The sequence below is a fragment of the Pseudomonas sp. 34 E 7 genome, assembly GCF_900005715.1.
GTDB lineage: Bacteria > Pseudomonadota > Gammaproteobacteria > Pseudomonadales > Pseudomonadaceae > Aquipseudomonas > Aquipseudomonas orientalis_A.
The window spans coordinates 99,548-120,359 of record NZ_CVTX01000099.1; the positions used below are offsets into that span (position 1 = coordinate 99,548).

General features: G+C 58.5%; 26 protein-coding genes and 1 tRNA gene. 9 read left to right on the forward strand and 18 right to left on the reverse strand.

Features of this window, described 5'->3' with window-relative positions:
* Window position 1: 1 nt before the first annotated feature.
* The 8 genes from BFP96_RS07390 to BFP96_RS07425 form a co-directional block, all read right to left on the reverse strand.
* On the reverse strand, window positions 2-2,002 hold the full coding sequence (locus BFP96_RS07390) for a phage terminase large subunit family protein (protein WP_065935941.1): 2,001 nt from the start codon (window positions 2,000-2,002) through the stop codon (window positions 2-4).
* A gap of 3 nt (window positions 2,003-2,005) precedes the next feature.
* Window positions 2,006-2,611, reverse strand: a complete 606-nt coding sequence (locus BFP96_RS07395) for a terminase small subunit (RefSeq protein ID WP_065935942.1) — start codon at window positions 2,609-2,611, stop codon at window positions 2,006-2,008.
* Between the two features lie 205 nt (window positions 2,612-2,816).
* The gene (locus BFP96_RS07400; protein ID WP_043046669.1) at window positions 2,817-3,161 is read right to left on the reverse strand and encodes a phage holin family protein; all 345 of its coding nucleotides are present in this window, start codon (window positions 3,159-3,161) and stop codon (window positions 2,817-2,819) included.
* A 527-nt stretch (window positions 3,162-3,688) separates the two neighbouring features.
* Window positions 3,689-4,054 carry a PA0613 family protein gene (locus tag BFP96_RS07405; RefSeq protein WP_043046668.1) on the reverse strand — a complete coding sequence of 122 codons (366 nt, stop codon included), beginning with the start codon at window positions 4,052-4,054 and terminating at the stop codon, window positions 3,689-3,691.
* Entirely contained in the window at window positions 4,047-6,266 is a 2,220-nt protein-coding gene (locus tag BFP96_RS07410) for a VapE domain-containing protein (protein ID WP_065935943.1), read from the reverse strand. Before BFP96_RS07410 ends, BFP96_RS07405 begins: the two co-directional genes overlap by 8 nt.
* The gene (locus BFP96_RS07415; protein WP_065935944.1) at window positions 6,256-6,483 is read right to left on the reverse strand and encodes a TraR/DksA family transcriptional regulator; all 228 of its coding nucleotides are present in this window, start codon (window positions 6,481-6,483) and stop codon (window positions 6,256-6,258) included. The genes BFP96_RS07410 and BFP96_RS07415 overlap by 11 nt, the downstream gene beginning before the upstream one ends.
* A complete protein-coding gene (locus BFP96_RS07420; protein ID WP_043046664.1) occupies window positions 6,476-6,994 on the reverse strand; it encodes a phage regulatory CII family protein in 519 nt (172 codons plus the stop codon). The genes BFP96_RS07415 and BFP96_RS07420 overlap by 8 nt, the downstream gene beginning before the upstream one ends.
* A gap of 328 nt (window positions 6,995-7,322) precedes the next feature.
* Window positions 7,323-7,583, reverse strand: coding sequence for a hypothetical protein (locus BFP96_RS07425; protein ID WP_065929212.1), 261 nt, complete (start codon window positions 7,581-7,583; stop codon window positions 7,323-7,325).
* Between the two features lie 78 nt (window positions 7,584-7,661).
* Here BFP96_RS07425 and BFP96_RS28920 point away from each other — a divergent pair, with 78 nt between their 5' ends.
* A complete protein-coding gene (locus tag BFP96_RS28920) occupies window positions 7,662-8,387 on the forward strand; it encodes a LexA family protein (RefSeq protein ID WP_083216601.1) in 726 nt (241 codons plus the stop codon).
* A gap of 12 nt (window positions 8,388-8,399) precedes the next feature.
* Here the strand turns inward: BFP96_RS28920 and BFP96_RS07430 are convergent, their stop codons facing one another.
* Complete coding sequence (locus BFP96_RS07430; RefSeq protein WP_065935945.1) at window positions 8,400-9,605, reverse strand: putative phage abortive infection protein; 1,206 nt, start codon at window positions 9,603-9,605, stop codon at window positions 8,400-8,402.
* A 356-nt stretch (window positions 9,606-9,961) separates the two neighbouring features.
* Here BFP96_RS07430 and BFP96_RS07435 point away from each other — a divergent pair, with 356 nt between their 5' ends.
* The 7 genes from BFP96_RS07435 (at window position 9,962) to BFP96_RS07465 (ending at window position 13,850) form a co-directional block, all read left to right on the forward strand.
* Window positions 9,962-10,543, forward strand: a complete 582-nt coding sequence (locus BFP96_RS07435; protein ID WP_065935946.1) for a hypothetical protein — start codon at window positions 9,962-9,964, stop codon at window positions 10,541-10,543.
* A 9-nt stretch (window positions 10,544-10,552) separates the two neighbouring features.
* Window positions 10,553-10,837 (forward strand): phage antirepressor KilAC domain-containing protein, encoded by a 285-nt coding sequence (locus tag BFP96_RS07440; RefSeq protein ID WP_065935947.1) that lies wholly within the window; start codon window positions 10,553-10,555, stop codon window positions 10,835-10,837.
* A gap of 155 nt (window positions 10,838-10,992) precedes the next feature.
* Window positions 10,993-11,319 carry a pyocin activator PrtN family protein gene (locus BFP96_RS07445; protein WP_065935948.1) on the forward strand — a complete coding sequence of 109 codons (327 nt, stop codon included), beginning with the start codon at window positions 10,993-10,995 and terminating at the stop codon, window positions 11,317-11,319.
* A gap of 48 nt (window positions 11,320-11,367) precedes the next feature.
* Window positions 11,368-11,769: a hypothetical protein gene (locus tag BFP96_RS07450; protein WP_065935949.1), complete on the forward strand. Its 402-nt coding sequence runs from the start codon at window positions 11,368-11,370 to the stop codon at window positions 11,767-11,769.
* The gene (locus BFP96_RS07455) at window positions 11,766-12,308 is read left to right on the forward strand and encodes a phosphohydrolase (protein ID WP_065935950.1); all 543 of its coding nucleotides are present in this window, start codon (window positions 11,766-11,768) and stop codon (window positions 12,306-12,308) included. Before BFP96_RS07450 ends, BFP96_RS07455 begins: the two co-directional genes overlap by 4 nt.
* 263 nt (window positions 12,309-12,571) lie before the next feature.
* Entirely contained in the window at window positions 12,572-12,799 is a 228-nt protein-coding gene (locus tag BFP96_RS07460; RefSeq protein WP_065935957.1) for a DUF4224 domain-containing protein, read from the forward strand.
* 1 nt (window position 12,800) lies between these two features.
* The gene (locus tag BFP96_RS07465; protein ID WP_065935951.1) at window positions 12,801-13,850 is read left to right on the forward strand and encodes a tyrosine-type recombinase/integrase; all 1,050 of its coding nucleotides are present in this window, start codon (window positions 12,801-12,803) and stop codon (window positions 13,848-13,850) included.
* Between the two features lie 116 nt (window positions 13,851-13,966).
* Here BFP96_RS07465 and BFP96_RS07470 read toward each other — a convergent pair.
* Window positions 13,967-14,057: transfer RNA gene (locus tag BFP96_RS07470), tRNA-Ser, on the reverse strand.
* Window positions 14,058-14,209: 152 nt separating this feature from the next.
* On the opposite strand from BFP96_RS07470, the gene BFP96_RS07475 reads away from it, so the two are divergent.
* Window positions 14,210-14,881 (forward strand): Bax inhibitor-1/YccA family protein, encoded by a 672-nt coding sequence (locus BFP96_RS07475; RefSeq protein ID WP_053256786.1) that lies wholly within the window; start codon window positions 14,210-14,212, stop codon window positions 14,879-14,881.
* Window positions 14,882-14,951: 70 nt separating this feature from the next.
* Here the strand turns inward: BFP96_RS07475 and murB are convergent, their stop codons facing one another.
* From murB to BFP96_RS07515, 8 genes are all read right to left on the reverse strand, one after another.
* Window positions 14,952-15,971 (reverse strand): UDP-N-acetylmuramate dehydrogenase, encoded by a 1,020-nt coding sequence (gene murB / locus BFP96_RS07480; protein WP_065895950.1) that lies wholly within the window; start codon window positions 15,969-15,971, stop codon window positions 14,952-14,954.
* A complete protein-coding gene (locus BFP96_RS07485) occupies window positions 15,968-16,432 on the reverse strand; it encodes a low molecular weight protein-tyrosine-phosphatase (RefSeq protein WP_065894967.1) in 465 nt (154 codons plus the stop codon). The genes murB and BFP96_RS07485 overlap by 4 nt, the downstream gene beginning before the upstream one ends.
* Window positions 16,432-17,196 carry a 3-deoxy-manno-octulosonate cytidylyltransferase gene (gene kdsB, locus BFP96_RS07490; protein ID WP_065894966.1) on the reverse strand — a complete coding sequence of 255 codons (765 nt, stop codon included), beginning with the start codon at window positions 17,194-17,196 and terminating at the stop codon, window positions 16,432-16,434. Before kdsB ends, BFP96_RS07485 begins: the two co-directional genes overlap by 1 nt.
* Window positions 17,193-17,378: a Trm112 family protein gene (locus tag BFP96_RS07495; RefSeq protein WP_003174668.1), complete on the reverse strand. Its 186-nt coding sequence runs from the start codon at window positions 17,376-17,378 to the stop codon at window positions 17,193-17,195. The genes kdsB and BFP96_RS07495 overlap by 4 nt, the downstream gene beginning before the upstream one ends.
* 24 nt (window positions 17,379-17,402) lie before the next feature.
* The gene (gene lpxK / locus BFP96_RS07500) at window positions 17,403-18,413 is read right to left on the reverse strand and encodes a tetraacyldisaccharide 4'-kinase (protein WP_065935952.1); all 1,011 of its coding nucleotides are present in this window, start codon (window positions 18,411-18,413) and stop codon (window positions 17,403-17,405) included.
* Window positions 18,413-18,841: an ExbD/TolR family protein gene (locus BFP96_RS07505; RefSeq protein WP_065933894.1), complete on the reverse strand. Its 429-nt coding sequence runs from the start codon at window positions 18,839-18,841 to the stop codon at window positions 18,413-18,415. The genes lpxK and BFP96_RS07505 overlap by 1 nt, the downstream gene beginning before the upstream one ends.
* Entirely contained in the window at window positions 18,838-19,473 is a 636-nt protein-coding gene (locus BFP96_RS07510; protein ID WP_065885051.1) for a MotA/TolQ/ExbB proton channel family protein, read from the reverse strand. The genes BFP96_RS07505 and BFP96_RS07510 overlap by 4 nt, the downstream gene beginning before the upstream one ends.
* Window positions 19,474-19,582: 109 nt before the next feature.
* The coding region (locus BFP96_RS07515) for a ComEC/Rec2 family competence protein (RefSeq protein ID WP_139113366.1) at window positions 19,583-20,812 on the reverse strand (1,230 nt) is incomplete at its 5' end.

Sequence of the window (20,812 nt, forward strand, 5' to 3'; positions counted from 1 at the left end):
ATCAGCGTCTCTTCAGGTAGCCGCTGGTGGAGCTGCGGCGTTGTGGGGGTGCAGCGGGTCGCGGTTGGGCGACCGGGGCAACGGGTTGTGACGCCACTTGCGGTGTAGCTGGAGCCTGCTCGGCGACCGTGACACGCTCGGCGGCGACTACCTTTTCATCGAACAAACCGGCCTGTGCCAGCGAGTTCCGTACCCGGTCCCAGTCGTGTTCCTGATACCGGTTGATGCCGAGGTAATGCGCCATCGCCAGGCAATACACCATCAGGTCGAGGGCTTCGTTGCGCTCGGCCTTGCCCTTGATCCACTCGATACGCTTGTGGCCCCGCACGTACTTGGCGACCTTGCGCTCGGCCACGCACTGGGCAAAGAACTCGTCCGGCAGGTCGTTGGCAAAGTGCAGCGCACCTGGGCCGGACTCGAACGGGTAGCGGTTGTAGATCCAGTCCTTTGCGGTGTCGGTACCGACAAACCACAGCTCAGCGCCGCCGCGTTCGGTCTGGCCCTTCCAGGTCACATCGACCATGGACGGCCGCTGAGCGATCACTGGCTTGCCGGGCTTGCTCGCGCCCTTGATGGCGAAGATGTTGCGCCAGCGCCGCACGCGGCAGAACTGGTAGACCTCGTCGGTGTGGTGACCGCCGGAGTCGACGGCGACCGCGAGAATGCCCAAGCCGACGCCGCAGGGATGCCGGTACCGCTCTTTCAGCAGTTCATCCAGCACCGCCCAGGTGCGTTCGTCCGACGGGTCGCCCGCGATCACCCGGTGGTCAATGACCCAGCGTTCCATGCCGACACCCCAGCCCATTGCCATGAACTCCAGACGGTCGGCCTGTACGTCGACGGCGCCCGTGATCATCATCACGGCGGCGGGCATTGCACCGAGGGAGAACCCTTCCCGGCGTGCCCGCTCGATCAGTACCGATGCCTTGGTCTGCTCTTGCGCGCTGTCCCACACCTTAGCCAGACGGGTGTTGTAAAACACCTGCATGGGTTCAAGGTCGCCTTTGGCCTGGGCCTTTTTCGCCTTCTCGAATTGCTTTGCCAGCGACTTCCAGCCCGTCCAACCCAACGGTGAATACAGCGCGTTGAGGTGGAAGCCGACCGTCTCACCATCACCCTTGGCATGGGCACGCCACTCACCACGGGCGAGCATATCGCCCTTGTGATGTTCCTCGATCAGCACATCGCAGTCAGGCCCGGCGCACTCGTAATGCACCACGCTGAAGTCCTGGGAGTAATGCAGCCGCTCCCACTCAAGGGTCTGCATGTGCCCGCAAGTCGGGCACGGCACGTAGTAGTAACGCTGGTCGCTACCCTCGAACAGATCGTCTATGCGCGATGCGCCCTTGATCGTAGGCGAGCTGGAGAAGTAGAACTTGGCATTGCGGCCGAAGGTACTGCCCCGCGTTTCTGCCAGCTCGATGGGGTCGCCCTCTTCGCCTACGTCGACCTCCCAACGGTCAATCTCATCGCCGTACACGTAGCGCGCCGACAGCTCGGCCAAGTTGGCCGCAGAGCCAGCGGTGGTGACGTACAGCGAACCGCCTTCAAACTCCTTGGTGTCCATGGTGTTGCGCGAGTCCCGCGAGCGGCTCGCCGCCACACGCTCGCGCAGCACCGGGGTGGCCTTGATGGTCTTGCCGATCCGCGACGACACTCGCTTTGCCAAACCCAGGCTGGGCAACAGCGTGAGGATGTTCGACGGCACCATGTGGATCAGCGCACCGATCCAGTTCAAGGCGATCTGGGTTTTCATCAGTTGCGAGGCGACCATGGTCACGACGCGCTTGCATGGGTGAGCCGGTGACAGGCACCGCATCGGCTCGCGTGCGTAGGGCGTTCGCACGGTGCGATATTTCCCTGGCTCGGCGGCGCCGGTATCACGCGGGATGCGCATGTACTCGTCGGCCCACTCGTCCACCCACAGGCTGGGGTCTGGACGCAGCCCACGGAAATACGCCTCACGGTACACCTCAGCGCCGTCAGGTTTTTCCGTATGCATGGTTTAACTCGTAGTGATCAGATCGCGTTCAAGGTCAGCCGAAGACATGCGCTCGGCCTCTTCCAGGGACAGCCGCAGCGCCTTGGTCAGGTGCTGCTCAATCTCCCAAGGGTCCGACATCGCCGCCAGTTCTGGGGCCAATTGCGGGGGCATGCTGAGCAGTTGATCGCGCAGCATGCGTCCGGCGTTGTAGGCCCCGGTGGTGACCGCCTTCATATCCACCAGCGAACCCTGCACCTTGTGAAACTCGGCCTCGGCCAACTGGGCCAGGTAGTACTCGCGGTGTGCGCGGGCCTTCTGGAAGTCGGGTTGCCCGCTCTTTGCGCCAGCTGGCTGCGGCGGCGCAGCCGTGTTAGTCGGCTCGACCATGGGGGACAGTTGGCTGTAAACATCACGCTGGAGCCGGTCTTGCTGGTGGCGAGCCGCGACGGCGGCCTTGCTGGGGTCGGCGGTTTCGAGGATCAGCGCTTCAGTTGCCAGCACGTCGACCTTCTTGCCATCCGGCGACAGCACCAGGCGATTGTTGTCTTTCAGCCAAGTGATGTAGCTCGGCGTCCTGCCGATGCGAACCGCGAAAGCGCTTTTAGACAGGAACAATGGATCCGTCATAAGCCCTCCTTTTCAACGGCTTTTCAATGGAAACCTTTCAATTTCAATGGATTGAATTTCAGTAAGCTGGCAGCCCTGCCGCTAACGCTTTCCCGCGGGTTTCATGCCCCGTGTCCCTCGAAGGCCGCCAGGGTCCCCGGCGACTTTCGGCGCACCATTTTGACGCATCCCGCTACAGACCACGTATTCCGTGGCCTCCAGGGCATCATGCCTGACCGCTGCCCGAGGGCGGCACGTCGCACACACCCAACCGCTTGGCGGCCCAGCGTTCATACAGCCCGATGGCGACATCGGCGCCAGCCATCGCGGTGAGACATCCAATGCTCCCTGCCGCCAGGACAGACATGCCCGAAGCGTGTAGCAACATCATGGTGGAAAGCCCGCAGACCACGCAGGCCCCGGACCGAAGGAGCAAGCGGCGAATCAAGGACCAGCCACTTACCCCCGCTTTGTCGGCCCGCCATGCTTCGCCGGATATGCCGCCGACCAGGGACAGCACGATCACCATCCAGATCGGCATATCAATAAGCGCTTGCTGCTCGTTCGTCATCGCCCTACCCCATAAACGCAAAAACCCGGCGCAATGGCCGGGTTCAGTGTGGTGGTGTGTCCCGCTGCTTGCGGTCGCACCTATCGAAGATGGGTACTTTTTACAGGTGGATTATCATGGCAGCAAGCAGGTTTTAATGCCATGGAGCAATACGGGTGCCATAGGGGTATGACGCAGGTGGAACGGAGGGACAACGCATTCAATCGGCTATCGCTTCTGGTGCCCTGTCTTACTTGTCCCACTATTCTGGATCGAAGTAGGACAGCTACAGGCGCCTAAATACGGGACTCTGCCCTACTGTCCTACCTTTTTTACTTTTCTCTTGTGTATAGAGAGAAAGTTAATAGCACGCGTGCGCGCCATGGGCGCGACTACGTGCCCGCTATGCTAATGTGTGCGTGGGGCGGGTAAAGGTTGGACAGTAGGACAGCCCAGCAACGGCGCGGCATGCGCCTGTCCAACTGCGCAAAATGGCAGTTGGACAAGGCGGGACAGTAGGACAGAAGTACGCGGAGTGACGCCGAGAATCATGCAGCCTTCCCCATCAGCATGCCGGCGATGGATACATGGGCATCGTGTAGCCGACGGTAATAGGTCGGTGCACTGCAACCGCAATGAAGCATTTTCTGTGAGAGGAAGCTCTCGTGGTTGCAGTAGTGTTCCATCACCACTAGGGCCAGCTCAGGCGCCAAGTGTTTGTTGACGATCAACTCGATATCCGCCGATTCATCCAGCAGCACCCGACTACCACGCGTGCCGCGTATTAACTCACCTTTGCACTCCATCAGCATGGCGATCATATTGCCGCCACTCGGCCCGCCAGCACCGTCTGGCACAGGTGAATGCAGATCCTGCGCCCAGAGTTTGAGCATCTCGTCGATTCGCTTAATCATCGAAGCAAGGCTCCTCAATCACCGCCTGCTGCAACGCAGACGCACGCCCCCAGCCCGCAGGCTTTTCATACGCCCATGGCCGCACGCCGCTTTTTGGCAGCGCAGGCATACGCCGCTTGCGCCAGCCCAGCCGGTGCATGATCGCCCCAACCCGCATCTGCTCAGGCTTGCCCCAATGGCCGAAGTCCAGCTTAAGCGCCTGGGTTAGGATCTCGTTGCCGGTGGCGGTTTCGCCGATCTGCGACTCTTCCATCCAGGCCAGGATTGGCCCTTCCCATTCATCCACCACAAAGCGCTCGTCTTGAGCCTCGGCGAACATCTTGGATTCGTCCTTGTTCACCCACCAGATATCGCCCGCCTCAAAGCAGAACAGTGCCTCGGCCCATAGCTGGTCGCGGATCTCGCGCAGTTGCTCCAGATCGACCTTGTTGCAGAACACCGGCCAGTAACGACGGTTGCCCGTGGCGTCCTTGAGGTACTCCTCTTGGTTGGTGGTCCCCACGAAAACACACTGGCGTGGCACGTCATTCGTTCTGCGGCCATAGCTCTCGCGGTAGGTGTCGGTGGACGCGGAAAAGAACTGTTTGGCCTTGGTGCTTTCCGCCTTGTTAAAGCTGTCCAGCTCGCCCAACTCGACAATCCACTTGCCGCGAATCGCTTGGAAGCTGTCCTTGTCGCCGAGCGCAAAGGGCGTATCCATGAACCACTCACCACCCAGGACGCCCATGGCCGTGGACTTACCGGCGCCCTGCCCGCCTTCGAGGATCATCACGGAGTCGGCCTTGCAACCCGGACGCATCACACGGGCGACAGCCGAGATAAGCCAACGCTTACCAACCTTGGCCGAGTACTCACTGGCCTGAACGCCCAGCACGTCGGTCAGCCAGGTTTCAATACGCGGCACGCGATCCCATTCCAGCTTTTCCAGGTACTCACGCACCGGGTGGAAGGCGTGGTCGTGGGCAACCACGCTGACCGCTTCGATCACATGGGACGCTTTGACCCGCAAGTTGTATTGTTGCGCGAGCCACTTCATCACTCGCATGTCGTCAATGTCGGCCCAGTCGCCGGCACCGCCGCCGAAGGGTGCAGACCGCAGCTTGACGATCTTGGAGCTGAACACGCTGTAGCCGATGACCCCGGCCCAGCGTTCGTCATTGCCGAGGATAAGCTCGACGTTTTGCATGTGCGCAATCAGGGAGCCGTTTTCGGTGCGGGCCAGTTGGTCCTTCCAACCACCCGCTGCAGGAGGCTTGACCACCGCGAGCACCTGGCGGCGGACGGCCTCCAACCCCTCGGCGACGTGCAGATCGTTGAAGTCGGTCCACTTGATCTCGCGCTCGCCGGAGAACACCGGGGCAACGACTTGACCGCCGACAACCAGCGCGGCGTTGTTGGCCTTCTCTTCGCCTGGGTTCCAAGGGTCACCGTTGGGGCGCTTGGTTTTCCAGTCGTCATCGCGACAGATGATCAACGGACAGCCGGGAAAACGCTCGCGCATTGCCTTGGAGACAGGCAGCAGGTTGCCCGCGTCGAAGGCGATGGCGACAGTGAGCGAAGTCGCCATGTGCAGGCTTGCGCCTGTGGCGTAGCCCTCACACACCAGCACCGGTTCGCCGGGCTCGGGGTGGGGACCGATCAGGTGGAAAGCCCCCTCTTTTGACATACCGGGCGGCCAGTACTGCTTATCCCGACCGGTGTCTTCTTGCTTGGCCGGGAAGATTACCTGCAGGCCGACGATCTGATCGCGGACGTTGCACATGGGCACCAAAAATGCGCCAGTACGTGGCGCATAGCGAACCTTGAAGCCTACGATCTGCTTTCGATCCAGATAGGCGCTCTTACCCTTTTCGGGCATGCGCTTGAACAGGCCGGCAGCACGGTTGGCCGCTCGGCGTGATGCGTTGGCCGCAATCTCGGCAGCCTTACGCTTGGCATCTTCCTGGCGAGCGCGCATGACTTCGCGCTCCTCGGGGCTCATACGTCCGGGCTTGACCTTGATCTTTTGAGTATCGCCAGACCGCCAGTCACCGAAGCTGCCGAAGATCAGCGTCTCGTTTTTTTCGGTGCGGTGTTCGTGGATGACGTACCAGCCGTTTTTTTCCTTGCCTTTGTCCTGGGTGGTTTTGCAGCGGGTAAGCTTGCCAAATACCAAGGGTTGAACGGGCTCTAGACCATAGTCCGCGAACTGATTGATCACATCATCGAGCATTACGGGCAGCCCTCTGATCATCGACGGTCTTGCACTCAATGCAAAGCGTGCAACCGGGTTGCGCCAAACGACGGGCCTCGGGGATGGGACCATCGCATTCGTCACAGAACATCAGCGAATGCTGAGCCGTGTGGGGCATCAGCGCCAGGCGTGCAGCGACGGCCTGATCGATGCGCTCTTGCACCAGGTCATTTGCAAAGTCAGCAATATCAGCCACGTTCCACCCCACAAGTCGTCTGGTTGACGTAGCGGGCGCGGTTGTACATGCCCAATAAACCCTGGATACCGCGAAACACTAGCTGGCGAATCTCGGCCAGCTCACGGTCATCGACCTTGCCGTCGCCAATGTGCTTGGCCCAGGTTTCGGACAAATCGGCAACCTGCCGGAAAAACATGGCGATACCCGTGGTGAGGGTCTCAGGCATGTCGTTGGTGTACGCCTCAGCCAGTTCCTGCCAGATCGTGTCGCCGACAAGGGCGTGCACCGCATCGAGAATGCGGCGGTCCTTGGTCAGTTCGAGGATCTCGCCGAACTCCTGGATGTTGACTGTGTGCGAGGGATGGGTGGGGGACAACTTGTGCTGCAGCGTGGTGGCATTGCGGCCGGTGGTGGCGGCGATTGCTGCGGCACCGCCGGGATAGTCCCGTGCGGCGTGGTACAGCGCTAATTCGAGCGTCAGTATTTCCTTTTGCGCTCGATCAACACAGCTTAAAGCTACTCGGCTCATGGCATTAATCCTACTAAGTTGCCAGTGCCCCGCGACGTGTAGTGGTGATACATTTGCCGCGTGGCTTGAAAGGGCCCAAACGCCGGCTAGATCTAGGGATCGAAACCGGCACCGTGCCGAGGCGAACAATCCGTTGCTCACCTCTGGCGCAACAGCTGCCTAATCTGTGGTGGAAAAGGCAGCAACCCAAGACATCCGTGTCTTGGCAGCGCGATAAAGGGAGGTGGTTTGCATGTGGTGTGCCCTCCTACCTTCGTCGCGACCCGACAGCACTGTGGTGGTGTGTGCCGGGAGGAACTGGGCGGCCCTTGGGTCGCCTTTTTTCTATCTACGCTGCAGCTTTTTGCGGGGCTGATGCGTTGAGCAACCAGGCAGCGTCAAACGCGTTGCCCTTTTGCTCTGCAGCAGTCGCTAAAAGCTTCGCGTAGTGGGTTTCACCGGTGTAATCGGTGCGTGGAAGGCTGGCAGCCAAGCGCCATTTATTGAGTGCTTGGTAACTCCTGTCACATACCTTGGCGGCGGCTCCGATGCCGCCTACTGCTTCAAATGCGAACGCAATGGCGTTCGGAAAATCTGCGGGGTCCAACATGGCAACCTCCAATTATCAACTCGCGGTTGATATTAACATCAACTGACTATTGCGCAACCCCTGTGAGAGTATCAACTCATGGTTGATAAGAATGAGCTACGGGCAGCTTTCACGGCGCGCCTTCACGAAGCACTTGACGATGCCGGGATACGCACCCGGGGTCGTGGGGTGGATATTTATAAACACTTGGTAGCGGTGGGGGCTGAGAAAAGCACTCAGGCCATTAGTAAATGGCTGAATAGTGAATCAATACCTGAGGCTGATAGCATGGTTGTGCTGTGCTCATGGCTGAAGGTGCGGAGAGAGTGGCTAGAATATGGTGTGCTACCAAAAGAGCAAACGGGGGAAAGCAATATTCGTCAGTTTGGCATAGTAAGCGACACCAATGTTCGTGAGGTAACTCGGCGATTTGGAAAAGTACCATTGATTTCGTGGGTGCAAGCGGGAGCATGGTGCGAGTCGAACTTTGAGCTGCATGATGGCGAGTCATGGCTATCTTGCCCCGTGCCTATCAGTGAAAGCGGTTATGCGTTGAAGGTACTAGGTGACTCAATGACGAATCCAGGACCAGGTCGCAGCTATCCAACAGGATGTATTATTTTTGTAGATCCGGAAGCTGAAACTAAGACAGGGGACCGTGTGATTGCCCGCGTCCCCCGGACCAATGAAGCAACATTCAAGGTATTAGTAGAGGATGCCGGACGTCAATTTTTAAAGCCCATCAATCCTCAGTACCCAATAATAGATATTACAGAAGAAACTCACATCTGCGGAAAAGTAGTAGGATCATTTATACCAGAATGAACCAATTACCGATCAATCTCCAACCTTCCTATAGTTTTTGCTAGCTAAATTGTGCGGAATACCTCTATTTCCACCAAAAGCACCGCCATAAACTTTATCAATATCTAAAATAGGAAACTCTTTGGGCTGTCGGTATTGAAGTAGCATTGACCGATCTACATTGACACCTGTACCGCCGCCTAACTGAAACCATCCTTTCAGCCCCTTAACCTCTCTGCAGTTTAAATGTTCAAGCATCTTATACTTAATAAGATAATTCTTGAACTGCCCTTTATCGCATACGTTATCCAGGCAGTTTATAAAAAGCAAAACTAATTCTTTAGTTGTGAGCTGGGCGCGCAAAATGCTCGCATACTTCTTCTTACTTTCCCAAGAAACTACTGACTCATCGTAGCGATCAATCATTTTCAAAACCTGATAAAGATTTCTAAAGTAGTGACCTACTATGTGATTATGTTCTTCTTGTATCTGCATATACCTTTTCACGACTTGTTGTGGTGTAGCAGCGTCCCTCGATAGAAAATTTAGAATTTCCTGAAACGCAGCCCTGCCCTCGTAAACCACTTTTGTGGGTAAAGAAGAAACAGTGTCCACGCGCTGCGAGAAATCCCTTGAAGCTCTCACTGCTTTTAAATTTTCGTACTCATCACCCAGAATGTCAGCATTCATGAATCTTCTAAAGCCTGACATTTTTTCTCGCTGCGCAGCGCCGCCAAAAGCACTCAAATCAAACTTTATGTTATCGGAAATTTTATTATGTAATTCAAGAGTATTGAAAAAAGTATTTTCTACTGATTGCGTAGTGAGCGCTTCAGCTGTTCGTTCATATTCTATTCGAGACAACCGGAGATCATGACGCTGTACCACTATTGTTACAATCAATCCCAAAAAAGTTAGAAAAGTCAAAATTGGATTCAGAACGCCCCCAAAAAAATCCCCAAAAACCCCTGCTACGCCTTCGTGATTTCTAACCATCCATATATCTATGACAAATAGAAAAATCACTACACCAATCGCACCAATAATTAGATTAAACAAGGTTTTTGACAACAGATTATTTTCGGCCTTATTGTTATTTTCTGACAACACCTCAACAAAAGACACATACAAATTGTCCTTATGAACTTTAAAAAAGTCTAAAAAGCCATTTGCACTACCGCTCAATGAGCAATTACTGATTCCCCACCACACCAAAAATGCAGATACAACAATATCCATATACTTAAATTCCAAACAATAAGCAGCGCCAATCTTGCCTACAATCTTACCTAAAGTGCGGCAATCTGACATCACAAACCGTTTTTTTCAAAAGACCTGGGACCAAAACGCAACTGACAGTTGACACAAATCAACCACTGGTTGATATTATCCTTACTCTTCACCACAGAGCGAGGCAACACCATGCACACCACAGCTACTTTGCACGTCCACCCGGCCGCTGCAAACCCCTCACGCGTCTTTGAAATCCGCCGCCTGGCGCAAGACCTCGGCTGCAAATTCATCGCGTCCAAACCTAAGCCGAAAGAACGCAACGCGCCCTGCCCATCCGATCCAAACGGCGGAGGGCACGCGGCATGAGCAAGTACAAACTCGACAACCGCACCCTGACCCTGCTCAAGGCCCAAGTAAACCTAACCGAAACCTTCAACCACCTGCTGCGTGCCGAAGTTCAGCGTGAGGCCCTAGCCTTCCGCCTGAAAGTCGAGCGCCGCAAAGCAGACACGCACTTCACTATTGAGTTGGGCTGCGAACGCCACACGCTGACCCTGACCAATAGTAAGAAGATGCACCTTAAGCTTGCGGACTTCATTGAAGAGATCGTCAACGGGCCAACCAGCCCAACCGATCCGTCGTCTTTGCCGCACTCAGATCGCCGCTACGGCGTATTCGAGACTGAACACAAGCAACGTGTGTTCGACCTAGTAAAAACCGGCGGCGCGCTCAGCCTCGATATGGGCTTTGAGCAACCGATCAATTTGGCAATCCATCGCAACAAGACCCGCACTGGCATTACCACCATCATGAGCATCGGCGTCAGGAAGCCACGTACCAAGTGCTTCACGGTGTATGGCAGTGACATGGAGATCTACTCCATGGTGGCCGAGTCCATCACTCACCTGGCAGCCGTGGCGACTCCAGCCGCGCATGCAGCCTAGGAGGCGGAGATGGAACGTAGCCTGGTTAAAGCCGCCAAGTACTTCGGCCTCACCCGGCCCAAACTGATTGCGCTTATGCGTGATAAGGGCTTGCTCACTGACCGCAACCTCCCGGCGTTCCCTGTACGTGACCGAGAATACCTGCGGATCAAGAACGGCAACTGGTACCACGAGACGGCCGGAATGCAATACAGCCAGTCGACGAAGGTCCGGCAAGCCGGTATGCCCTGGCTGGCAAGTCAGCTGGGCCTCGAACTGCCAGCCATCCCGGCAGATAACCGTGACGTGGCCTAGGGAGTACGCCCGCCAGATCGTCGCCATGCACACACGCGAGGAGCGCAATGCCGCGCTCCTCGAAGTGCCGGAGCATCTGCGGGAGCTGACTAAACGCCACTGCCTAAATGCCTGGAACCACCCCTCACGACTCAAACGCAAGGAGGCAGCTGCCCATGAGCAACAACAGTCAAACACCGCTACGGCTGCAACCCGCGCCGGATAGCGCAACAGTCGAGATGCTGCATCAACTCTTCGGCGACGTGCTTATCCCCCTGGAAAAGCTGCGCGTGCATTACTTCAAGAACCTCAACGAGAAGACCTTCACCGAGGCGATCAACAGCGGGCGTATTCAACTGCCGGTGACAACCTTGGACCACAGCGTCAAGGCTATCCGGTATGCCCACATCAAACACGTCGCAGCACTGATCGACATCCGCGCTTACCGAGCGGACGAAGACATGCCCCGGCCACAAAACGATTCAACCGAGCAAGACCAGTAACCCAGACGGCTGCCACCACCAGCCACGAAACTACCAGGAGCACACCACATGACTGCAATTCAAATTTGCGCACTGATCAGCATCGTAATCGCCGCCGGTATCCTCTATTGGGTCGGGTATCGAGGCGGCCTTACTGACGGCAAAAATGAGGGCTATGAAGAAGGCTATTCCGACGGCTACGTCTTGGGCCGGGACGAAGCTTCAGCCGCATACGCAGCCTCTATCAAAGAAATGTCAGATCAATGCATGCGAACTGAACTCCTATTGAGCCGGGAACCGCAAGACCGTTACACACTTCTCGCCATTGCCGAAAAGCTGAAGCTCGCCGCAGACACTTTCCGCGCCGTTAGATCCGAAAGCCAAGCAACTCAGGCACTTGCCCTACGTGAAAAAGCACTGAACATGGCTGCGCTGATGGATCGTTTCGAACTGAAGGGGGAAGCCGCATGAACTGGATCCTCACCTCCACTGGCAAGCGCTTTGATCTGTTCGAGCCCGACGCCGACATGATCGACCCACGGGACATCTCGCACTCGCTGGCCCACCTGTGCCGCTTCAACGGCCACACCCTCGAGTTCTACAGCGTGGCCCAACACAGCTGCATCGTCGCCGAGCAGGTGCCGGAAGAGTACAAGCTCGCGGCCTTGCTCCACGATGCCGCCGAGGCGTACGTGGGTGACATGACTCGGCCACTCAAGCAGTGGATTAGCGCTTACCAGCACTTCGAGGACTGCATCTGGTGGCGCATTTGCGAGCGGTTCGACATCGCTCCAGAACTCCCCGCCTGCATCTACAAGGCCGACTTGATTGCGCTGGCGACCGAACGCCGAGACCTCATGCCAACCGATCCGGCTATCTGGGATTGCTTGGTCGGCATCGAACCCATGGCCGAAACCATCCGCCCTTGGCCTGCAGCAGAAGCTCGACTCACCTATCACCAGCGCCTGATGGACCAACTCGCTATCGAACACCGGAGGAAAGCGGCATGAAGAACCACCAAGACAACACCAACGCCCTGCCCGCTTTGCTCCGCACAGCCAATGGTGGCGACACGCTAGAAACAAACAGTCTCTGCTGCGCAGCAGCAGGCATTACTGCTCCTTCCAACGCCACTGCCGAGGCATTTGTACCCCACGAAAAGCTGCGCAGGGCAGCGCTCGCTGATGCAACGCTAAACGCTCAGGAACGCCCGCTCGCGCAGCCTGCCGGGGGGTATACGCATCATTCACGCACTAGAACTTTAGAAACTGAAATTTTCTCGGACGAAGAACTGGCCGACCTTACTGGATACAAGCAGCGAGCCCATCAACGGAGATGGCTCAACGACCGCAATTGGGTATTCGTTGAGAGCCGTGGTGGCCGCCCATTGGTCGGACGCATGTACGCTCGCATGAAGCTTGGCATGACCAATCCAACGTCTGCAGAGCAGAGCACGCCGCCGCGACCAGCTTGGACACCTGACTTCTCCAGGGTGAACTGAGATGCGACCTCGAAACACTGAGAACAGGGACTTACCGCCGGGAATGGTGCGGAGAAAGCGCCCTCGCAAGAACGGTAAAGTGTGGGTTGGTTATTACTACAGAGACTCAACGGGTAAGGAAATCCCGCTTGGGGGAGACTTGAGCAAAGCCCGATTGAAGTGGGCAGAGCTTGAGTCCAAGGAAAAGCCAGCCGATCTGACGATGATGAAGGGGATCTTTGATCGATACGTTCGCGACGTCATTCCGAAAAAAGGCGAGCGTACCCAGAAGGATAACCTAGCCGAGCTCAAACAATTGCGGCCCATGTTTGACGGGGCGCCCATCGACTCAATCACACCAGCCAATATCGCCGGTTACCGCGACGCCCGTACAGCCAAGGTACGGGCCAATAGGGAGATCGCCCTACTCTCCCACGTGTTCAACATGGCGCGGGAATGGGGCCTTACAGAGCGGGAGAATCCGTGCCAGGGCATCCGCAAGAACAAGGAAACGCCACGTGACTACTATGCCAACGCCGCGGTTTGGAATGCGGTCTACGGGATGGCTGAGCCGGAACTCAAGGAAGCCATGGACCTGGGCTACCTGACAGGCCAGCGGCCAGCAGACGTGATCGTCATGCGCAGGGACGACATTGAGGGCGATTACTTCTTGGTCACGCAAGGCAAGACAGGGCTTAAGCTTAGGATCCTGATGTACACAGAAGAGGGAGAAAACAGCTTGGGCAGGTTGATTCGGGAAATTACGGAGAGGAATGCCGGCCACGTCTCGAAGTACCTGCTGATAAACAGGCACGGAAAGCGAATGACGAAGGGAATGCTGCGCTTGCGCTGGGACAAGGCGCGGGAGAAAGCTTGTGCCAAAGCAATCGAAGAGGGCGATCCGCTCCTCGCCGCGAAGATTGGCGGTTTTCAGTTTCGCGACATCCGACCGAAAGCAGCATCGGAAATCATCGATATTGGCGACGCAAGCCTGCTACTGGGACACAGTAAGCAGGAGATCACAAAGCGGGTTTACAGGAGGATTGGCGCTACTGCTAAACCATCAAAATAGGCAAAGTTTCGGAACGCCTACCCGAAAGTTTCGGAACGCCCCTCAAAAACCGCAGCGCTCCACCCAAACCCCTTAAACACGAAAGCCCCGCAATCGCGGGGCTTTCGTGTAAATCTTGGCGGGAAACCAGGGATTCGAACCCTGGGAACGCTATTAACGTTCGCCGGTTTTCAAGACCGGTGCATTCAACCACTCTGCCAATTTCCCTTGTGCATCACGGGATTATAGTCGCTCATCCCGTCTCAGCGGGCGCCATAATACCCGAATGAAACACACTGTCAAACTCTCTGCATAGCTTGTTACAGAGCGTCTGTTATGATCTTTGCGACTGAACGTTTCAAAACTGAAGGAGTGTCGCCATGCGCGAACAGAATTACGCAGTGAATGGCAACGCGCAGGCTGAGCAGCTTGAAGTCAGCCGCGTGTTGCGCAATACGTACGGCCTGCTCGCCCTTACCCTCGCATTCAGCGGCGTGATGGCTTACGTGGCCCAGCAGATGCGCGTCGGTTATCCGAATATCTTTGTCGTGTTGATCGGCTTCTATGGTCTGTTCTTCCTGACCAACAAGCTGCGCGACTCGGCCTGGGGCCTGGTGTCGGCGTTTGCCTTGACCGGTTTCATGGGCTTTATCCTTGGCCCGATCCTTAACCGTTACCTCGGCATGGCCGGCGGTGCGGAAGTGGTCAGTTCGGCATTTGCCATGACTGCCTTGGTGTTTGGTGGCCTGTCGGCGTACGTGCTGATCAGCCGCAAGGACATGAGCTTCCTGGGTGGTTTCATCACTGCAGGCTTCTTCGTGTTGCTGGCGGCGGTGGTAGCCGGCATGTTCTTCCAGATCAGCGGTTTGCAACTGGCGATCAGCGCAGGTTTCGTGCTGTTTTCCTCGGTGTGCATCCTGTTCCAGACCAGCGCCATCATCCATGGTGGTGAGCGTAACTACATCATGGCGACCATCAGCCTGTATGTGTCGATCTACAACCTGTTTATCAGCCTGTTGCAGATCTTCGGCATCATGAGCCGTGACGACTGATTGTCAGCGCTATAAAAAATGCCCCGTATCGTGAGATACGGGGCATTTTCATTGGTGGGGCGGTGGACGCTCAGTACCTGTTAGGTTCCATCTCAAGCTCGACCCCGAAGCGCTCGGCAATGTCCTGCTGGATACGCAGCGCCAGGTTGGCAATATCCCGCCCGGTGGCTGAGCCGTAGTTCACCAGCACCAGCGCTTGCATTTTATGCACGCCGGCATCGCCATCACGAAAGCCCTTCCAACCCGCCTTGTCGATCAGCCAACCGGCGGCGAGCTTGCATTGCCCGTCTGCCTGAGGGTAAGCCACCAGGTCCGGATACTGGCTTTTCAGCTCGGCAGCCACGGCCTGGGGCACCAAGGGGTTTTTGAAAAAACTGCCGGCATTGCCCAGCTCTGCCGGGTCCGGCAATTTTTCGCGGCGAATACTGCAGATCGCCTGGCTCACATCCTTCGGTGTGGCCTCGGTGATGCCCTGCGCGGCCAGGCGCTGTTGCACCGGGCCGTAATCGAGTTTCAGGTGACTGGCGCGGCTCAGGGCAAAGCGTACCCGCAGGATCAACCAACGCCCGACTTCATGCTTGAACAGGCTGTCGCGGTAAGCAAACTTGCATTCGTCCAGGCTGAAATCCCGCAGCTCGCCCGCCTGGCGATCCAGCGCCGTGAGGCCGGCAAACACGTCCTTGATCTCGACGCCGTAAGCGCCGATGTTTTGCATCGGCGCGGCACCGACCGTGCCGGGGATCAAGCTGAGGTTTTCCAGGCCGCAAAAACCCTGTTCCAGGGTCCACGACACAAAGGGGTGCCAGGCTTCGCCCGCCTCCGCTTCAACCACCACGTACACGCCATCATCGTGCAGCACGCGAATGCCCTGGGTCGCCATGCGCAACACCAGGGCGGGCACGTCCCGGGTCAGCAGCAGGTTGCTGCCGCCGCCGATCACCAACAGCGGCACACTGTGCGCGTCGGCGTAGGCCAGGGCCTCATGCACATCGGCATCACTGCGGGCCTCGGCAAACAGCTGGGCGCGTACGTCGATGCCAAAACTGTTGAATGGCTTGAGCGATACCTGCGCTTGTACGTGCAAGGTCATAGCCGGCCCTTCAATTCGATCACCAATGAATCACAGGCGCGCTCGATCAGGTCCAGCACCCGGTCAAAGCCTTGTTCGCCTTCGTAGTAAGGGTCTGGCACCTCGTCCACTTCGCCGTCGAAGCGGCGCAGGAACAAATCCAGCTGCGCCTTGCCCTGCGCAGGCTGCATGGCTTTGAGGTTGCGCAGGTTGCTGTGGTCCATGGCCAGGATCAGGTCATAGCGCGCAAAATCAGCGCGGCTGACCTGTTGGGCACGCTGGGCTGACAAGTCATAGCCCCGCGCCAGCGCTGCGCGTTGGCTGCGCAGGTCCGGTGGGTTGCCGATATGCCACTCCCCGGTCCCCGCCGACGCCACCTCAACCTGATCGGCCAGGCCGGCTTCGCGCAACTTGTGGCGCAAGACGCCTTCGGCGGTGGGCGAACGGCAGATATTGCCCAGGCAGACAAACAGGACTTCCATCAAGCCCCCAGCAGGCGACGGACGCGCTCAAGATCTTCCTGGGTATCGACGCCTGCGGGCGGTGCTTCCAGCGCATCGCCCACGTGGATACGCACGCCGTGCCACAAGGCCCGCAGTTGCTCCAGGGATTCGGTGTTTTCCAACCAGCACGGGCCCCAGCTGACGAAGTCATGCAGGAAACCGGCGCGATAGGCGTAGATGCCGATGTGGCGGCGGTACGGCACGCCTGGCGGCAGTACGCCGGGGTTGCTGGCAAAGGCGTCCCGCGCCCAGGGCAGGGTCGAACGGCTGAACGTCAGGGCCAGGCCGTTGATATCGCTGACCACTTTCACCACGTTCGGGTTGAACAAGGTTTCACTGTCTTCGATCGGTTCGGCCAGGGTCGCCATGCGCGCCTCGCCATGGGCCGCCAGATTGGCGGCGACCTGGTCGATGACGCTGGGCGGGATCAACGGCTCGTCACCTTGCACGTTCACCACGATGGCGTCGGGCGCCAGGCCCAGTTGCGTCGCCACTTCGGCCAGGCGATCAGTGCCGGAATTATGGTCTTCGCGGGTCAGCACCGCCTCGGCGCCGAAACGGTTGCAGGCTTCGATGATGCGCGGATCGTCAGTCGCCACCACCACCCGCTCAGCGCTGCTTTTGCAGGCCTGTTCCCACACCAGTTGGATCATCGGCTTGGCGCCGATCATTTGCAGCGGCTTGCCCGGCAGGCGGGTCGACGCATAGCGCGAGGGAATCACCACGGTAAAGGCGGTAGTCATTTATCCAGGCGCTCATCGGTGGTCAGGGTGCGCGCTTCGCTCTCGAGCATCACCGGAATGCCGTCACGGATCGGATAAGCCAGGCCGGCACCTTTGCTGATCAGCTCGGTTTTATCGGCGCTGAGCTTGAGCGGGCCTTTGCAGATCGGGCAAGCAAGGATGTCGAGCAATTTGGTGTCCATGGGTATGTCCTGGAAATAAACGGTTTAAGGCAAAACACGGTTGGGCAGCAGGCGCATCAGTTGTGTGTCGAACCAGGCGACAAACGCCGGCGACGGCAGCGCATCCACCGCAAGGTACCACCAGTCGGGCCGGGCGAAGGCGCGGCACTTCACCGCGTCCTTTTCAGTCATGACCAGCGGCAAACGCGGAGTGAAATCCAACACCTGGGCACTGTAGGGCGCGTGGTCGGCAAACGCATGGGGGATCGGCTGCCAGTGTAGCGTTTCAAGGGTATTGAAGAAACGTTGCGGATTGCCGATACCAGCAACTGCGTGTACCTGCTGGCCTGGCGGAAAGTAGGTAACCGGCTGCCGCTCGCCACTGTGCAGGTTGATCAGCGCCGCAGGCGCAAGGCCAAAGGCAAAGCCGTCTTCGCGGTCCTCGGCAGCACCGTTATAGAGCAGCGCATCCACGCTGTGCAGGCGCTCGACCGGCTCGCGCAACGGCCCGGCCGGCAGGCAACGGCGATTGCCCAGGCCACGGGCGGCATCGATCAGTACCAGTTCGAGATCGCGGGCCAGGCGGTAGTGTTGAAGACCGTCGTCGGAAAGGATCAGGTCCAGGGTTTCGCTGGCCAACAGCGCTTTCACCGCGCGGCTGCGGTCCGGATCGATCATCAACGGGACACCGCAACGCTGCACGATCAGCAAAGGTTCGTCGCCGGCCACGTCGGCACTCTGATCGGCCTCGACTCGCCAGGGCAACTGTGGCGGCTTGGCGCCATACCCTCGACTGACCACGCCCACGCGCAGGCCACTGCGCCGACAGTGCTCGATCATCCACAGGATCAGCGGCGTCTTGCCCGTGCCCCCGACGGTGATATTCCCCACCACCACAACGGGCACCGGTGACCGATAGATAGCGCCCTCACCCGCCAGGAAGCGCGCGCGCTTGCGCTGCACGACCCGGCGATACAACGACTCCAGCGGCCGTAACAGCATGAGCGCCGGATGGCCCTCATACCAGGCCTTGAGCAAACGATCGGACATGGCCATCAGGGTGGGCTCGCCGCCTCGACGGTGGTCATGCGCAGATGACTGAAACCGAGCTTGCCGGCGGCGTCCATCGCGGTAATCACAGCCTGGTGCTGGGTCTTGCCGTCGGCACTGATCGACAGTGGCAGGCTGGTATCGCCGCCGGATTCCTTCTGCAGGGCTTGCATCAGGCTGGCCAGGTCGTTTTTCTCCAGCAACTGGTTGTTCACCGAAAACACCCCATCGGCGCTGATGGCAATGTCCAGTTGCTTGACCTGCTGGTCTTCGGCCGGCGAGCCGCTGACGGCTTCGGGCAAGTCGACGCGCAGCTGGGTTTCCCGGGTGAACGTGGTTGTGACGACAAAGAACAGCAGCAGGATAAACACCACGTCAATCAGCGACGCGAGGTTGATATCGACATTTTCCCGTCGCTTGCGGCGAAATTTCACGCTTTGCCCTCGACCAGGTCCACATCACGGTCGCCCTGCACCACTTCCACCAGCTTGATGGCTTCCTGTTCCATGCCGACCACCAGTTCATCGATGCGCCGTTGCAGGAAGCGGTGGAAGAACACCGAAGGGATGCCCACCATCAGGCCCGCGGCCGTGGTGATCAGTGCTTTGGAAATACCACCGGCCAGCACGGCGGCGTTGGTGGTCATGCCCGAGCCCATGAACGAGCTGAAAATATCGATCATACCCAGCACCGTGCCCAGCAAACCGAGCAGCGGCGCCATGGCGGCGATGGTGCCGAGGGCGTTGATGTAGCGCTCCAGTTCATGGATCACCCGTGCGGCGGCTTCCTCGATGCACTCTTTCATGATCTCGCGACCATGCTTGGAGTTGGCAAGGCCGGCGGCAAGGATTTCACCCAGCGGCGAATTGGCGCGCAGCTCCTTGAGCTTCTCTTTGTCGAGCTGCTTGTTCTTGATCCAGCCCCAGACTTGCCCCAGCAGATGCTCGGGGGTGACGCGACTGGCGCGCAGGGTCCACAGGCGTTCGGCGACGATGCCGAGTGCGGCGATGGAACTCATGATGATCGGCAACATCATCCAGCCGCCGGATTTGACCAATTCCCACACAGTGAATGCCCCCTCGAAAAAGTGCGCCACTTTATCATATAGGTTCGGCGGCAGGGTTCGTTGGCCGCAGACCAGGCTGTCGCAGCCTGCGGTGTTTGGTAACGCCGGATTACGGCAACGGTTCGCGCCAGAATCGGCGTTGACTGCGCGCAACAATGGCGGGCTGGAAGGCGCCCAACTGAAAGCGCACGGCCCCGTGTTCGGCGCTGTCGTATAGTCGGCTGCCCTGGGCCTGATAGCGCGCGACCACTTGCGCATGAGGATGACCGAAGGCGTTGCCCCGCCCTCGGGAAATCAGCACCGACGTGGGGGCGAGCCGCTGCACAAAGGATCGGGATGACGAGCTGCGGCTACCATGATGGGGCGCTTGCAGCCAATCGGTTGGCACCGCCAGCGGCGTATCGAGCAAGGCGCGCTCCGCCGCGCTGTCGATATCGCCGGTGAGCAACAGCCGTTCACCCTTGGCCTGCACCTGCAACACACAGGACTTTGGATTGCCACTTATGGCGCCGGACCACTGCCACAACGCGAAAGACACACCATCCCACTCCCACCGCTCGCCACTGATACAGGGCTCGGTCCCGAGAAATGCCGGCAGCCCCTCGGTTTCGCCGCCTACCACGCGCCCGATGGTCAAACCACGGGCTATCGCTGCCGCGCCACCGGCGTGATCGGCATCGGCATGGCTCAGCAGCAGCATGTCGAGCCGCTGTACCCCGAGCTTTTTCAATGACGGCAAAACCACGCGTGCACCCAGATCGACCGCCCCGGAACGCGGACCGGCATCGTAAAGCAGCGCATGATTGCGGGTGCGCAGGATCAGCGCCTGCCCCTGGCCGACATCCAACTGCACCACCCCCACCTGCCCGTGGGGTACCGACTCCCTGGGAGGAAACACCGCCAGCAACAGCATGGGCCAGCCCAACAACCGAAACGGCACCCCCTTGGGCAGTAGCAGCAGCAGCGCGCCCACCAGGCTGACCAGCCAACACACCAGCGGCACCTGGGCCGGCGTCCAGGCCGGCAACTGCCCGGCGAGAAGGGTTAGCACGTTGAACCACCCTTCCAACGCCCCGCCGGCCAACCAAAGCAGGCCGTCACCGATCACCGGCACCCACAACAGCACCGTGCCCAGCAGCGCCAAAGGCAACACCACCAGACTGATCCAGGGTACAGCGAACACATTGGCCAATGGCGCAGTGAGGCTGATGGGTAAACCCAGCACCAGCAGGATTGGAAACAGGCCGATAGCAATCAGCCACTGGGGACGCGTCCACGCCTGCCAGAGACCCCAGGGGCCCAGCCGCCCGCCGAACGTCAGGATCAGGACCGCAACCGC